Below are 16,252 nucleotides of genomic sequence, written 5' to 3'. Positions count from 1 at the left end.
CACAAAATTAGCTTAAACAAAATCTAGCACAAAAACTCGCGTGCTAATTAAAACTTAAAGGTTTAGCATATTCCTTTTGCTTTATAAATTATTTAAGAAATACCATTTTGATTTTGATACTTTTGTATCTAGCAACACTATATTATTAAAATTTCAAAAAATTGATAGAACCTATTCCTAAATATTCGAATGCCATTTTCAGATTTTTACGAAGTACAGAATTCATAAAAGCACTATTGCTTAGTTTAGGTGGGGCTAGTGCTATTGCTATATTCAATGCTTTTAATTTAGCTAGTATTGGAATTCCTTTGGCGGTAGGTTGTTTACTAGTTTCTCCATCAAATGTAACTGGAACCACCAAACATAAAGTGTTAGGGATTTTAACGGCATCTGTTATAGCAGGAATAACTTCTACCATTTTAGGTTATGCCCAAGCAAGCATCTATATATTATTGCCGGTAATGGTAATTATGGTGTTTTGCATTTCTTATCTAGCGGTATATGGTTTTAGAGCATCTATGGTAACTTTTGCTGGTTTAATGGCTGTTGTTTTAAGTTTTGCAAATGTAAATAGTGAAATGCCTATTTGGGTTCATTCATTATTAATAACTGCTGGCGGAATTTGGTATTTATGTTTAAGCTTGTTGTGGCATTGGATCAGGCCTAAACATGAAACGGAACAGTTATTAGCAGAATGTATTGAATTAACAGGGGATTATTTACAAACAAGAGCTAATTTATTAGTATATCCAAAACAACGAGAGCAATTACAAGATCACTTATTTAAATTAACCGATGATCTGAATCAAAAACATGAAGTTTTACGTGAAGTTTTAATTAGCTCTAGAAAACTTTCGGGAAACTCGGGATATTCTAGAAAAAGATTGCTCATTTTTATCGAATTGGTTGATATATTAGAATTAGGAATGGCTAATCCGGTAAATTACAAGCAAATGGAGGCCTTTTTAAATCACGATAAATCGAATTTGCAGGTGTTTGGAGGTCTTTCTTTTGAATTGGGGCAACAGCTTAAAGCGATGTCCGCATCTATTGAAACTAAAAAACGCGTTTCAAATTTAAATTTGACACAAAAGTTGAAAAAGGCTCGTGAAATTATCAATAAGTTTCAACAAGAACAGACTGAACATAGTGAATATGGTTACACTTTACAAAACTTGTTAGATTATCAAGAAGAGCAATACCAAAAAATTACGACTATTTTTAATGTTATCCATAATATTAAAAACGAAAATCGGCTATTTATGAAACCGGATGAGGCTGTTAAATTTATCACGCCTCAAGATTACTCCTTTAAAATATTACGAGAAAATTTTAATTTCGATTCACTTATTTTCAGGCATGCCTTGCGGCTAACCTTAATTGTATTAATTGGTTTTTCGTTAGGATCTATTTTCTCAATTCAAAATGCATATTGGATTTTGCTTACAGTTGTCGTGATTATGCGTCCCAATTATGGGCTTACAAAATCCAGAACAAAAGAACGGATTATCGGCACAATTATAGGAGGTATAATTGCTATAGGTGTAGTTTTTTTAACTCAAAATACAACTATTTATGGCATTTTAGGTATTTTTTCGTTGACTATGGCTTTTGCGTTGATTCAAAAAAATTACACGGTTGCCGCTACCTTTATTACGCTTAGTATCATTTTTATTTATGCCCTTTTAAAACCAAATGTTATTTCGGTAATTGAATATCGAATTTTAGATACTATGCTAGGTGCCGGTTTAGCTGCTTTAGGAAATTTAGTTTTATGGCCTGCTTGGGAATCTAATAATATTCGGGAAACTATAAACATTAGTATAACTGCAAATCGAGAATTTTTTAAAGAAATTGTCAATTTTTATACTAAAAAAGAGGAACTGCCTTTAAGCTATAAACTAAGCCGAAAAAAATCATTCTTAAAAATGGGAAATTTGAGTGCCGCTTTTCAGCGGATGACACAAGAACCCAAATCAAAGCAAAAAGATGTAGGCCTAACTTATCGAATGGTGAGTTTAAATCAGACGTTTCTTTCAGCATTAGCTTCAATGGGTACGTATATCCGAAATCATAACACGACTGAAGCATCTGAAAATTTTAAAATTTTCACTGAACAAATTTGCCATAATTTGGTTAATGCAGAAGAAGGCCTACAGCAACTTTCCAAACAAAAAAAAGCAGATGGTGCTTCTTTAGATATGGCACGTACTAATTTTAATGAACATTATCAAGAATTATTAAAAAATAAGCAACAAAACAATTCCGATGAAAACAAATACATTCATCCGGAATTACAAGAAGCCCAATTAATTATGAATCAATTACAATGGCTGCTTGATATTTCGAAAAACATTCGGAAAACAGCTTATAAAATGCACGAAAATTAATAATGAGTAAAAGAGCATTAAAAAAATATGTAGCCTCGCTTTCTAAAGAGGAATTGGAAGAACAGTTAATCGATTTGTATGAGCGTTTAGATGAGGTTAAAACCTTTTATAATTTTGTGTTTAATCCACAAGAAGAAAAGCTACTTAACACCGCTAAAGTCAAAATTAGCCGTGAATATTTTCCAGATACTCGAAAACGAGCAAAGGCCCGACGATCGATTGCTCAGAAATGGATTAAACATTTTGAAAAATTAGGAGTCGATCCATTTATTACTGCAGATTTGATGTTATATAATTTAGAAATAGCACAAACTTTTGAAGAAGATCAGTCTAAAAATCCTGAAGCCTTTTATAAAGCCATGTTTAAATTCTTTTCTCAGGCTTGCCAGTATATTATTGAAAATGGAATAATTGCTGAATATAGAAACCGGATTCTAAAATACACCTATCGAGTTGATAATGAAGATTGGCCAAATGCAAATGATTTTTTAAAAATTTCAATTCAATTTGAAGATTAGTCGTCAGACTGAGTTGTTAGCACTTTAACTGAAATATTTTCTTCATTTTTTAAAATAACCAGCGTATAAATCTTTTTAGATTCTAAAGTAAGTTGCTTAGTTAAAATAGGTTTAGGGCTGTTACTTAATAACACTTCTAAAGTTACTTTTCCTTTTTTTACAGAAGTAGAAAGCATAGGTTTACCATATGCCAATTCCTTTACTAATTGTTTAGATTCATTTTTTCTTTTTAAGCGTACTGTTAGTGGAGAGGTGCCTACTGCTGCGTTAAAAATTCGTATGCTAGATTGCCCACTATTAACCTTAATTCGATCTCTAAATAAAAACAACTTTGGTAAAAAGCCATTTTTAATATGGTTTTCTGATCCTGCAAAAATATAATGAAGCTTGTTAGTGGTAGTTTGTTGGTTTAGTGTAGATGATAAATCGGGTTTACCATAAAAAATTGCGGTATATTTTTCTTCAGAAGCCAATCCGTATTCTTTATTAAGTACAGGCTTTTTATCTGCTAAAATCGCTAACTTATAAATATTTGCTGGTAAGCTTTTATAATCTGAAACTGAAAAGGGAGTAATTTCAAATACCTTTTGTCCTTTTTGTTTAGCCGATACATCGATTTTAATCGACTTATCACTGGTATTTACCATTCTAAATTGTGGTGATACATCCTTTTTATTTTGGCAAGATAAACTTAACAAAACAAGAATTGAAAGTACATAAAACCGCTTATTCATCATCACTATTATTGTTTTTAGATTTCGAAAAATTACTAACCATTGCCGGTCTTCCTATAATTATAAGAAGGGCTAAAAAAACCAAAATACCTAACTGAACCGGAGCTACAATTGCTAATCTGGCTATTAATACCTCCAGAACTATAGATCCTATCCCTAAATAAGGAATCCATTTTTTAGATTTATCAATAAATTGTAAAGCGATAATGTTTACAGTTCCAAAAGTGATTAAAAAAATCATACTGGCAGCTTCTATTAAAGACGATAATTTTCCGATTACTGCTAAAATAGTTGATAAAACACCTAGCAAAATTACAGAGCGGTAAGGCACATTGTTTTTTGTTTTATCGAAAAAAGAAGGTAATTCTTTATCATCAGAAACACGCTTCGCTAATTTGGCACTTGAAAACAAGGTAGAATTAATTGCTGCAGCAGTAGCGAAAACAGCTGCAACCGTCATTACTATTAACCCCGGAGTTCCTAATGCATCCTGAGCCGCTACCGATAACGAAACTTGTTTTTGAGAAATAATTGTTAGCGCACCGGCTAACATTGTAGCACCAATGGCAACAGCTATATAAATTAAAATCACAAACCCAATGGCAAACATTATAGTAGGCTTCAAAATTTTCTTAGGTTTTTTAATATCCGAATATTCGTAAGTTAACAGCTGAAACCCTTCATATGCCATAAAAATACTAGCTGCACCGATTGGTACACTCCAAAGTGGCCTAGGTTCGATACCTGAAAGTAATTTAAGGCTATCCCATCTCAAAAATCCCACTATAGCTAGCCCGATTAAACAAATTAAATTAAGTGAGACAATGGCAATTTCTACTTTTTTTGTTTTGGTAACACCTGCTAAGTTTAAAGCTACTAAACCTACCATTACGCCTATAGCTAATAAACGAGTTATTAAGGGGCTTGCATTAATTGCAAAAGATAAATAGTGCCCAAATGCAAAAGCGTAAACAGCCATAGTTAATACATAGCCTAAAAGCAATAACCATGATAACGAACCTGCAATTCCTTCTTTATTTATTTCACGTAAATAGGTAAAGGCGCCACCGCTTTCTTCAAATTTATTGGCTAAAGTTACATAAGAATAAACACTGGTTGCAGCAATAATCCCACTAATTAAAAAACTTAACCAAGCCCATTGGCCCGATACCGAAACCACCACCCCTAATGCTGTATAAATACCACCGCCAACCATACCGCCAGCAGCTAAAGCCCAAACCGAAGGCCACCCTAATGTGCCCGAGTTATTTTTTGCCATTGTTTAATTTTTGACAAAATTATTAGGATACAATGGCTATCTAAAATTATTCGGGTTAATAGAATGATAAAGAATGTAAAACTTTTTTTAATTTAAATACGAGCAATTCGTTGAGAATTAAGGTTTACTAAAATTAAAGTAGCAAACAAAACTAAAATAATTGTTGATAATTGAAAATTAGCATCTATCAATGTACCAACTATTAATGGCCCTAAAGCTGTACTTATTACCATAAACATAGTAAAAACACTACGAATAGCCCCCATTTTTTCTGTTCCATAAACCTCAGCAATAATGGAAGTTTTAACTGTTCCGGAAAAGCCTGTGCTAATTCCTGCTAAAATTAAATATAAAAGCGCTCCTACAATAGAATCAATAAAAGCATAACAAAGTAAACCTAAGCAAAGTGGAATTAAATAAAAACGAAATAATTTTTTGGCTGTAAACTTATCAATCCAAACGCCACTTACTAACGAAAATAAAAAGCGGGTTGCAGCATATGCTGTAAAAAAACTAGCATATAAAGTTGGAGACCAACCTTTCTCTTCTACAAATACATATTGATAAAAGAAAATAGCTGTATTTATAAAGCTTATAGAGAAAATAGCCGGCATTAAAATAGAAAATTTACGATCAAAAATAACTGATTTAAAATCGACTATTAGTTCTTTTGAAGAATGGGACTGATTAGGTTGTAGGTAAGCATCAAAATGCGATAAATCGGTAAATTTTAACCGAATTAAGTATAATAACAATATAACCCCACTGCCTATAGCGGCTACTCGCCAATTAAAAAAAGCAATAATTGTAGAAACTACTAAAGGCAATAAGGCTTCTCCTGCAGAATAGCCCAAGGAAGAAAAACTAAGTGCTTTTCCTCGGTTTTGAATAAATAATTTTGAAATTACTGTCATGCTTATATGGCTTAACAAGCCTTGTCCGCAAAGGCGTAATATAATTAGCGCCAAGCCTAATAGCAATACATTTGTACTCGCTCCTAATAAAATACAGGCCGTAGCTAAACCAAGAATAGTAAAAGCAGTAACCTTTTTTATAGGTTTATGGTCTACCGTGTGACCCACAGTAAGCATCACAACCGATGCAATGACGGTAGCACCTGCATATAGAGCACCAAAAGAGCCTTTTGTTATAGCAAAGCTAGCTGTAAGATGAGGTACATATAAAGAAATTAAAAAAGTTTGCCCAAAACTAGATAAAAAGGTAAGGAGCCAACCAAAACTTATTTTTCTGAAATTTATTTTTATAAACCTGTAAAATTCTTTCAAATTTTAATTTTTAATAAAACAGTAAATTTACTAATTAGTGTTTGGAGGATAAAGGAATAATCAGTCGTTTTTTAATTAACTTTTAGTAGTAACCAAGTATTTCTATAGGTTACGCTGAAAGCTTTTGTCAAAAATGAAGACTATTCCAAATGAATACTTATTTTTGAATTAAAACAGCAAGCAATTAAACAATACTAATGAATCTAAAATCTATAATTGAAGAGATAAAAAATAATAAAGAATTACCCAATCTTCAGTTTGAAATAAAAGAACGCACTGAAAATTTTACAAAGCATTTATTTTATACTCTTTTTGATAAAAACACACCTGTAGAAAGTAGTTTAAAAGAACTTCAAGAAGAATTTGAAGCATTAGCAGATTTAGTTTGCTGGAAACCCAATACCCCATGCCGAAATATTTGGGAAGAATATTTATTAAAATTACCCGAAATTTTAATGAAGTTGAATGAAGATGCCAAAGCAATTGCTTATAACGATCCCGCAGCTAATTCATTAGAAGAAGTATACTTAGGCTATCCAGGATTTTACGCTATTGCGATTTATAGACTGAGTCATGAACTTTATAAATTCGGATTACCTCTAGTACCACGATTAATGTCGGAATGTGCACACAGAATTACCGGTACCGAAATTAATCCGGGAGCTCAAATAGGTGTTCCTTTTTTCATCGACCATGCTACTGGAGTAGTAATTGGGGAAACTGCAGTAATTAAAAACAACGTAAAAATTTACCAGGGGGTTACTCTAGGTGCTCTATACGTAGATCGAAAAATGAGAAATACGAAGCGCCATCCAACCATAGAAGAAAATGTAACTATTTATGCAAATGCCACAATATTGGGTGGTGATACCACAATTGGCGCAAATAGTATAATTGGTGGAAATGTTTGGTTAACAAAATCTGTCCCGGCAAATTCTATGGTATCTCACACTCCACAAATAAAAATAAAAAATACTTCAAATAATGGATAAATCAATATTTAAACTAATAGGAAACACCCCGTTAGTTGAAGCCAAAACCTTAATTAAAAATCCTAATGTTAAGCTTTATTTTAAATTAGAAGGACAAAATCCGGGAGGTAGTGTTAAAGATCGTGCTGCTTATAATATGATTAAAAGCGCACTAGAAAGAGGAGATATTACTGAAGAATCAAAGTTAATTGAAGCAACAAGCGGTAATACCGGAATTGCATTAGCTATGATTGCAGCAATGTTTAAACTAGATATTGAATTGGTGATGCCTGAAAATGCTACTAAAGAGCGTGTCCAAACTATGCGCGCTTATGGAGCTAAAGTAACCTTAACTAGTGCCGAAAAAGGGATTGAAGGAAGTCGAGATTATGCTGAAGAAAAAATAACTTCAGAAGGGTATTTTATGTTTAACCAATTTAGTAACGACGATAATTGGAAAGCACATTATAAAACTACTGGTCCTGAAATTTGGGAAGATACCAATCAAAAAGTCACTCATTTTGTATCGAGTATGGGAACTACAGGAACTATAATGGGGACATCTACTTATTTAAAAGAAAAAAATAAAGATATTCAAATAGTAGGAGTGCAACCAACCGATAATTCAAGTATTCCCGGAATTAGAAAATGGCCCAAAACTTATCTTCCGAAGATTTTTAATGCTGAAAAAGTAGATCAGGTAATAGAAGTTAGCGAAAAAGAAGCCCGGGAAATGACAAAGAAATTAGCAAAAGAGGAAGGAATTTTTGCTGGAATGAGTAGTGGTGGAGCTACAGCCGCTGCGCTTAAATTATGCGAAAATTTAGAAAAAGGAGTGGTAGTTAGCATAATTTGCGACCGAGGAGATCGATATTTGTCATCTGATTTGTTTGAAAACTAATCAATTACCATCAAATTTTGTGATTTTTACCAGCATAATTTCTATAAACCTGAAAAATGAGTTAATTTTGCAAAATTGCAGATCAAAACAGGGTATATGGAAATTCCAGAATTAGGTATAAGTGCTAAGAAGGTAGATAAAAAATTATACGGGTATCAGAAGAATGATATCGATAAGATTTTTCAGATTATCGACGAGAATCCTGAACACTATAATTTACTGTATCAATTACCAACTGGTGGAGGAAAAACAGTTATATTTTCTGAGATAGTTAGAGAATATATACAACGTACCGAAAAGAAAGTACTTATTTTAACACACAGAATCGAGCTTTGTAAGCAAACTAATAAAATGCTTACTGATTTTGGGGTAAAAAATAAAATTATTAATAGTAAGGTTAAAGATCTACCCGATCAACATGAATACATGTGTTTTGTGGCCATGGTAGAAACTCTAAATAATCGTCTTCATGATGATAAGTTAGATCTTGAAAATATCGGGATGATTATTATTGATGAGGCCCACTATAATAGTTTTAGAAAATTATTTAAGTTTTTTGAAAAGTGTTTTATTTTAGGAGTTACAGCAACACCGCTTAGTTCTAATATTAAACTCCCAATGAAAGATAATTATCGGGAGCTTATTGTTGGAGATTCTATCTCTTCTCTAATTAGTAAAGGGTTTTTAGCTCGAGCAAATATTTTTAGCTATAATGTAGGCCTGTCTTCTCTTAAAGTTGGTATGAATGGGGATTACACAGTAAAATCTTCTGAAGAGTTATATACCAATATGACAATGCAGGAAAAGCTGTTGAATGCTTATTTAGAACGCTCTAAAGGCAAAAAAACATTAATATTTAATAATGGTATTAATACTTCTATAGAAGTATATTATACATTCAAAAATGCGGGTTACCCTGTTCGACATTTAGATAATACTACCAGTAAACAAGATCGTAAAGATATTTTAAAGTGGTTTAAGCATACTCCTGGAGCAATTGTTACTTCAGTGAGTATCTTAACTACCGGATTTGATGAGCCTTCTGTTGAAACCATAATTTTAAATAGAGCAACCAAATCTTTAACCTTATATTTCCAGATGATTGGTCGTGGTTCTCGCGTATTGCCTGGTAAAACAGATTTTACTGTAATCGATCTTGGTAATAATATGGCGCGTTTTGGCCATTGGAGCTCTCCGGTAGATTGGAAACAAATTTTCCGTTCTCCAGATTTCTATTTTGAAAATCTGTTAAGTGATGAAGAAATAGAACGAGAGTTTAAATATCAAATGCCTCCAGAACTTCGTGAACAATTCTCGAAATCTGAAGAGGTAGACTTTGATGTTGAAAAGGCTTATGATGAGGTAATTAAAAAGGGATTAAAATCGAAAGCAGTTTTAGAATGGTCTATGGAACAGCATGTAAAAATGTGTGTAGAAAATAGCGAAGATGTATTTGATGCTCGTATTCTTGCTAAAGAGCTTAAACCCGATATTTCTTCTCGTATAAAACAATACTCATACTGTATCTCTAAAAGTACTAAAAACTATAGAGATTGGTTAGAAGAAGATTATTCTAGAAAATTACGATTAGCAATTAATAAAGAATTTTAAATTCTATCCTGAATTATAAAAAAGCCTCGAAAATGCGAGGCTTTTTTATTTCAGTCAAAAGTAGCTATTATTTGTTATCTTTCTTTTTTCTGCCAAAAAGTCTACTGAAAAATCCTTTTTTCTTTTTTTGTTTTTCTTCTTTTACGGGCTTATTCATATCAATTTCTTCAGCATTATCCTTTTTACTTCCAAAAAGGCGCTTTAAGAAACCGTCTTTTTTTATAGGCTCACAATCTAATAAATCGGCAACATCAGCTGAAGGTTTTTTGAAACGTGCATTTGTAATATTTTTAAAATAATTGTCTGCATTCATCTTCTGGATCATTTTACCAAAAATAGGTAAGGCAGAATTGGCTCCTTGACCAATTCTCGTATTTCTAAATCCTATTCTATGGTCATCGTTTCCTACCCAAGTTACAGTTACTAAATTAGGTGTCAATCCAACAAACCAACCGTCCTTATTATTTTGTGTCGTTCCGGTTTTACCAGCAATATCATTTCTTAAACCGTAAACACTTCTAAGGCGTGTCGCTGTTCCTTCATTTACTGTACCCTGCATCATATTCACCAAAATTTCTCTAGTTTTTTCCGAATATGCAGCTTTTTGCAATTTAGAAGGTTTTATAACTGCTAATAAATTACCAGAACCATCTTCTATTTTTGTTATGTAATATGGTTTTGAAGGTTTTCCTGAATTTACGAAACTGGTATAAGCCTCTGTAAGCTCTTCCATATTTAGTTCTGCAGTACCTAATGCTATTGAAGGAACTTTAGGTAATTTAGATTTTATCCCCATTTTGTGTGCTACGGCAATAACATTTGAGATCCCGGCATCCATTAATACTTTAACTGCAATAGTATTCATAGAATGGCTTAATGCATACTTCATGCTATAATTTAAATCTTCTTCATCTTCACTTGCAGAAGCATTTGTAGGTTTCCAACCATCTTTATAAGTTACAGCTCTACCAGAATAGTAGGTGCAAGGCTTAATTCCATTTTCAATAGCAGTAGTATAAACAATAGGTTTAAATGTAGAGCCTACTTGGCGTTTACTTTGCGAAACATGATCGTATTGAAAATATCTAAAATCAACGCCACCTACCCAAGCTTTTACAGCTCCATCTTTTGGATCTACCGAAAGTAGCCCAGCATTTAAAAATTTTAAATAATGTTTAATACTATCTATTGTACTGGCTTGTCGAGTTACCGTTCCGCTGTACTCAAATAGTTCCATTTGTTTTTTCTTCTGAAGCTCTTTCATGATTTTTGCTTCAGACATTCCATCTTTCTTTAAATTTTTATAGGCTTTAGATTTGTGTATCGCGTCTTTTAAAATAGCATCATTAGTTAACCATGGAGCTCGAGAACCATACGAGTTTTCATGTTGCTTTTGCAGATTTGCCATATGCTCTTTTATAGAGGCTTCCGCAACTTTTTGCAACTTATAATCTAGTGTAGTATGCACTATAAGTCCGTCGCGATAAATATTATATTTTTCCCCATCTTTATTTTTGATGGTATCTAAAACCTCACTTAGATCTTTACGGATTTGTTCTCTAAAATATGGAGCTAAACCTTTTTTATTGCTATAATTTTTATAATTCAGCACTAGGTCCTTCTTCATATATTTTTCAGTTTCTTTTTCTGTAAGATATCCGTATTTTTTCATTTGATAAAGCACAACATCACGGCGCAAACGGCTTCTTTCCGGAAAAATTCTTGGATTATATCGATGCGAGGCTTTAAGCATTCCCACCAAAACAGCCGCTTCTTCAATATTGAGATCTTTAACATGTTTGCCGAAAAATTTCAAAGAAGCACTTTCAATTCCGTAAGTGTTATCACTAAAAGGGACGGTGTTAAAATAAAGTGTTATAATCTCGTTTTTACTATACACATTTTCAATTCTTTTCGCCATAATAGCTTCTTGAAATTTATTTACAAGAATGCCAAGGGCTCCATAATCCTTTCTGCCATAGATGTTTTTGGCTAATTGTAATGTTATAGTACTTCCACCACCGGAACTTTGGTCTTGTAACAAAATTGTTTTAAATAAAACACGTAATAAACTCCGATTATCGATCCCATTATGTTCATAGAAACGAGCATCTTCGGTAGCAATTAGTGCATTAATTAAATGTTTAGGTAAATCTTTAAATTGTATAGGTTGTCGATCGAAAATATAGAATTTACCTATTAATTCTCCATTATTAGCGAGTATTTGTGTGGCTTTATTTTGCCGAAGCTCACTTAATTCTTTCTCTGAAGGTATTTTCCCCCATAAACCAATATAAACACTGGTGAAGAATAACAGAAAAAGTGCTGCTAGGGTTAAAATTAATTTAAGTAAACCTTTTAAAAATACGTTTCTTTTACGTCTTGCCATACCTTAATAAATAATAATTGCAAATAAACGAATACTTCAAAAAGTAATATTTCAATTTAAGGTAATTTTAAATATTTTGTTAAAACCAGTATGCTATATAATCATAGAAACTAGTATTTCTCAATTTGAAGATAAATAATACCGATAGCTAGCTATTTTCAATCAAATTTTAGTATGTTCTTAAAAAATATATATGAAGAAATTTGAACGTATTTGGTATGCTTGTTATGGTTCTAACCTTATGCAAGATCGATTTCTATGTTACATTGGTGGAGGGACTCCAAAAGGTGCAAAGCAAACGTATAAAGGCTGTACAGATAAATCATTGCCAAAAGAAAACAGGTCGTATTTAATAAATCATGAATTATATTTTGCTAAAAGCGCTAAAACATGGAGTGGTGGTGGAGCAGCATTTATAAAACCTACACCAAGTAAAGGTATCAAAACCTTTAGTAAAATCTACAATATTTCTAAAGATCAATTTATTGATTTGGTTAAACAAGAAATAGGTATAGAGGGAGAACTAAAAATAGATCTTGAAAAAGTAATAGAGCACGGATATATAGATTTAGATACTAATGTATGGTATAATAGGATTTTATTTTTAGGATTTCAAGAAGAAATGCCTGTTTTCAGTTTTACTAATGCTAATTTTTTAAAAAATGAAGTAAATCAACCTCATCCTTCTTATCTAGAAAAGATTATTTTAGGGCTTCGGGAGACCTATCAATTTACTTCAACAGAAATAAAAAAGTATTTAGAAACTAAAATAGGAATCGAGAATACTACTACCGCTAATAAATTAGAAAGTTTACTTTCTGAGGTTATTAATGATTAATGTAAAGTCAGCTATAAGTATTTAAATTTTATAGGCTTTATAAAATATTTAAGCATAATCTATTTTGTGGACATTATATTTGTTTACTATCAAAAATTATACATAGCTAAAATTTGATGTAAACCAATTAAGAAAAATTATAATGAATAAAATTGCAGCAGCTATAACCCTAGTTATTATAGGTATTGTAGCAGTTATTTATTACACAGTAGATTTTCCATTTAATATAGAACGAGAAGATTTCACTGAAGAATATGAGATTCAGCAAAAATGGGATCTACCTAACCGCTTAGAAGAAGTTTCAGGAATAGATTTTATAGATGATACTCATGTAGCTTGTATTCAAGATGAAGAGGGTATTATCTTTATTTATAATCTTGCTGAAAATAAAATTGAAAAGGAAATAAAGTTTGGTAAAATCGGAGATTATGAAGGCATCGCTTTATTTAAAAATAATGCATTTGTTATGAGAAGCGATGGTATTTTATTTGAAGTTGAAAACTACAGAACAAATAACCGAAAAGTAATAAAACACAAGACATTTTTAAAGGCCAAACACAATGTTGAAGGTTTATGTGCCGATTTAGAAAATAATAGGTTATTAGTCGCAGTAAAAGATAGAGATCCGGTAAATCATTCAACAAAAGGGATTTATGCTTTTAATTTAAATAGCAAGAAATTACAAAAGAAACCTGTATATCAGATACATTTAGAAGATTCTATTTTTAAAAACGTACAAACAAAAAATAAATTAAAAATAATGATGCCTTCTGAGGTAAAAATAAATCCTAAAACCAAAGAGATTTATGTTACTGATGCTAGAAATCCAAAACTATTAATATTATCCCCAGAGGGAGAAACGAAAAAACTTTATCTATTAAATCGAGAAAAATTCTACCAACCAGAAGGAATTTCTTTCGATAGTAAAGGCAATCTTTTTATATCTAATGAAGGCCATAGCGATCCCGCTAATATTTTAAAAGTAAAGCTTAAAAATTGATGGAGAAGGATATAGAAACAACCTCTGTAAGCAAAAGTAAAGCACCACTGTATGTTTCAGTAGTGCTTATTCTATTAATAATAGCCGCTTATTTTTTTATTCCTTCTGTTCAAGAATTTTTAAATAATTCTTGGAACGTTTTAACGAGTGGAGATGAACAAAAAATTAAAGAATGGGTAGATGGTTTTGGTTGGTTGGGACCTGTTGTTTTAATTTTAGCAATGATTGCTCAAATGTTTTTAATAGTCATTCCATCTTTAGCATTAATGGTTGTCTCTATTATAGCTTACGGACCAATTTGGGGAAGTTTAATAGTCTTTGGAGCAGTTTTTTCAGCTAGTTCTATCGGATATTTTATTGGGCGATATTTTGGACCGGTAATTGTAAAAAAATTAATAGGAGAGAACAACGAAAAAAAAATTGCCGATTTTATTGATGATTATGGATTTTGGGCTATTATAGTAACTCGAATAAACCCATTTTTATCTAACGATGCCATCAGTTTTGTAGGTGGAATTTTAAAAATGAATTATTGGAAGTTTATAGGTGCAACGTTAGTAGGTATTGCTCCACTAACTATTTTTATAGCTATTTTAGGAAGAGATACCGATCAATTAAAAACCGGTTTGTTATGGGGCTCTATATTTAGTTTACTGATATTTGGCGCCTATGTATGGTGGGATAAAAAGAAACGTAAAAATAAAAAATCGTCATCTAAATAAATTAAATGACGATTTATTTTTCAAGTTTATACTAAAATTAGGTATTCTGAATTTGTTTAGCAACAGCTTGCACTTCATCTAAAACTCTTAATAAGTTTTCTCCCCAAAGTTTAGCTATTTGTTCTTCAGTATAACCCCTTTTTACTAATTCTAAGGTTACATTAAAAGATTCTGAAGCATCTTCCCAACCATCGATTCCTCCACCGCCATCAAAATCTGAACTTATACCTACATGATCAATACCAATTTTTGCTACTAAATAATCGATATGATCTACAAAATCTGAAACGTCGACAGGGCTAATTTCATCTTTTAATACCTCGACTTCATCTTTATTAGCTTTTACAATCGATTTATAAGTATCGTAATAGCTGTTTTTAGCGTCCTCTGGCATTTTGCTTACTTCTTCCCAAGGAAGAATTTCGAAATTAAGTTCAGCAGCTTTCTTTTTATAAATGTTATTTTTAGCTTCAGCATAAGCATTGTGTTTTTCAGTATTTAGGTAGGAACTAAATGCTACTGTTTGTACCACACCTCCATGCTCTTTAAAAAGTGCTAACAATTCATCATCTAGATTTCGACTATTATCACACAAAGTTCTAGCAGAAGAGTGTGAAGCTATAAGAGGAGCTTTAGATAACTCGAACATTTGTTTAATTGCTTCTTTTGAAGGATGCGAAACATCGATCATCATCCCCAAACGGTTCATCTCTTCAATTACAGCTTTCCCTATATCACTTAAACCGTTATGTAGCCACTCATTATTCTTTTCTCCCGTATTCGAATCGCTTAATTGACTATGCCCATTATGAGCTAAGGACATATATCGAGCGCCCAGATTGTAAAATTTTTCTACATTATTGATATCGGTTCCAATTGGGTATCCATTTTCAATACCAATCATAGCCACTTTTTTTCCTTCTTTTACTAGAGCCCTAACTTGGTTAGAGTTAGTAGCAAGACCTATTTTATCAGGAGCTATTTCTTCTGTTAAGCGGTGTATGGCATCAAATTTAGCAATTGTATTTGCATATGCCTTTTTGTAACCTTGTTCATCTAAATTACCTTGGCCAGTATAGACTATAAGCCAAGATACATCAATACCTCCTTCTTCCATTTTAGGGAGATTTACTTGAGTGTCTAAATTTTGAGTGTAATTGGTATCAGCAGTAAAATTAGCTACATTAAAATCGTTATGAGTATCTATTGTGATTACTTTTTTATGTATTTTTTTTGCTTTTTGAATTAAATCTTGGTTGATAGTTTGGGCAAAACTTACATTGGCTATTATTAGGAGCGCCAATACGGTAATTTTCTTAAATTTCATAAAAGTTTATTTGTTGTGAATAGTTTAAATTAAGCATAAAAATTGAAACAGTAAGCTTGAATACATTTTATAGGAAATAAGGATGTTTTTTTATGAAATCTCCAATATTTTTTTCTTTAATAAAGAACCTCAAAATAGTATTTAAACAACTAATGATTGTATTTTTATAATACTAATTTTTAAGATATTGTTACTTATAACAAACAGTTCAAAATTCTAAAATCTGAATATTTTTCTTTTAAATTAAAATATTTTATACAACAACTATAATTTCAATTAAATAAGT

At 31.7% G+C, this 16,252-nt stretch carries 13 protein-coding genes; 8 read left to right on the top strand and 5 right to left on the bottom strand.

The window, feature by feature from the left end:
- Positions 1-161: 161 nt before the first annotated feature.
- Both ACN0WI_RS15180 and ACN0WI_RS15175 read left to right on the top strand, forming a co-directional pair.
- Positions 162-2,390 carry an FUSC family membrane protein gene (locus tag ACN0WI_RS15180; protein WP_417887896.1) on the top strand — a complete coding sequence of 743 codons (2,229 nt, stop codon included), beginning with the start codon at positions 162-164 and terminating at the stop codon, positions 2,388-2,390.
- A 2-nt stretch (positions 2,391-2,392) separates the two neighbouring features.
- Positions 2,393-2,908 (top strand): DUF6155 family protein, encoded by a 516-nt coding sequence (locus ACN0WI_RS15175; RefSeq protein ID WP_417887895.1) that lies wholly within the window; start codon positions 2,393-2,395, stop codon positions 2,906-2,908.
- On the opposite strand, the gene ACN0WI_RS15170 is transcribed toward ACN0WI_RS15175, so the two are convergent.
- From ACN0WI_RS15170 to ACN0WI_RS15160, 3 genes are all read right to left on the bottom strand, one after another.
- Entirely contained in the window at positions 2,905-3,645 is a 741-nt protein-coding gene (locus tag ACN0WI_RS15170) for a DUF4397 domain-containing protein (protein ID WP_417887894.1), read from the bottom strand. The two genes, ACN0WI_RS15175 and ACN0WI_RS15170, sit on opposite strands and share 4 nt — an antisense overlap.
- The gene (locus ACN0WI_RS15165; RefSeq protein ID WP_417887893.1) at positions 3,635-4,921 is read right to left on the bottom strand and encodes an APC family permease; all 1,287 of its coding nucleotides are present in this window, start codon (positions 4,919-4,921) and stop codon (positions 3,635-3,637) included. Before ACN0WI_RS15165 ends, ACN0WI_RS15170 begins: the two co-directional genes overlap by 11 nt.
- 92 nt (positions 4,922-5,013) lie before the next feature.
- A complete protein-coding gene (locus ACN0WI_RS15160) occupies positions 5,014-6,207 on the bottom strand; it encodes an MFS transporter (RefSeq protein WP_417887892.1) in 1,194 nt (397 codons plus the stop codon).
- Positions 6,208-6,404: 197 nt separating this feature from the next.
- Here ACN0WI_RS15160 and epsC point away from each other — a divergent pair, with 197 nt between their 5' ends.
- From epsC to ACN0WI_RS15145, 3 genes are all read left to right on the top strand, one after another.
- A complete protein-coding gene (epsC, locus tag ACN0WI_RS15155) occupies positions 6,405-7,199 on the top strand; it encodes a serine O-acetyltransferase EpsC (RefSeq protein ID WP_417887891.1) in 795 nt (264 codons plus the stop codon).
- On the top strand, positions 7,192-8,079 hold the full coding sequence (cysM, locus tag ACN0WI_RS15150; RefSeq protein ID WP_417887890.1) for a cysteine synthase CysM: 888 nt from the start codon (positions 7,192-7,194) through the stop codon (positions 8,077-8,079). The genes epsC and cysM overlap by 8 nt, the downstream gene beginning before the upstream one ends.
- A 96-nt stretch (positions 8,080-8,175) precedes the next feature.
- The gene (locus tag ACN0WI_RS15145) at positions 8,176-9,690 is read left to right on the top strand and encodes a DEAD/DEAH box helicase (RefSeq protein ID WP_417887889.1); all 1,515 of its coding nucleotides are present in this window, start codon (positions 8,176-8,178) and stop codon (positions 9,688-9,690) included.
- 67 nt (positions 9,691-9,757) lie between these two features.
- On the opposite strand, the gene ACN0WI_RS15140 is transcribed toward ACN0WI_RS15145, so the two are convergent.
- A complete protein-coding gene (locus ACN0WI_RS15140) occupies positions 9,758-12,079 on the bottom strand; it encodes a transglycosylase domain-containing protein (protein ID WP_417887888.1) in 2,322 nt (773 codons plus the stop codon).
- A 193-nt stretch (positions 12,080-12,272) separates the two neighbouring features.
- Here ACN0WI_RS15140 and ACN0WI_RS15135 point away from each other — a divergent pair, with 193 nt between their 5' ends.
- From ACN0WI_RS15135 to ACN0WI_RS15125, 3 genes are all read left to right on the top strand, one after another.
- Positions 12,273-12,917, top strand: coding sequence for a hypothetical protein (locus ACN0WI_RS15135; protein WP_417887887.1), 645 nt, complete (start codon positions 12,273-12,275; stop codon positions 12,915-12,917).
- Between the two features lie 142 nt (positions 12,918-13,059).
- A complete protein-coding gene (locus ACN0WI_RS15130; RefSeq protein ID WP_417887886.1) occupies positions 13,060-13,917 on the top strand; it encodes an SdiA-regulated domain-containing protein in 858 nt (285 codons plus the stop codon).
- Positions 13,917-14,639, top strand: a complete 723-nt coding sequence (locus ACN0WI_RS15125) for a TVP38/TMEM64 family protein (protein ID WP_417887885.1) — start codon at positions 13,917-13,919, stop codon at positions 14,637-14,639. The genes ACN0WI_RS15130 and ACN0WI_RS15125 overlap by 1 nt, the downstream gene beginning before the upstream one ends.
- Positions 14,640-14,676: 37 nt before the next feature.
- On the opposite strand, the gene ACN0WI_RS15120 is transcribed toward ACN0WI_RS15125, so the two are convergent.
- Positions 14,677-15,966 carry a dipeptidase gene (locus ACN0WI_RS15120; protein WP_417887884.1) on the bottom strand — a complete coding sequence of 430 codons (1,290 nt, stop codon included), beginning with the start codon at positions 15,964-15,966 and terminating at the stop codon, positions 14,677-14,679.
- Positions 15,967-16,252: the final 286 nt, after the last annotated feature.

This window comes from Zunongwangia sp. (assembly GCF_048269745.1).
Lineage (GTDB): Bacteria > Bacteroidota > Bacteroidia > Flavobacteriales > Flavobacteriaceae > Zunongwangia.
Note: the sequence above shows the minus strand (reverse complement) of the source record. Positions and strands in the feature narration are given on the sequence as shown.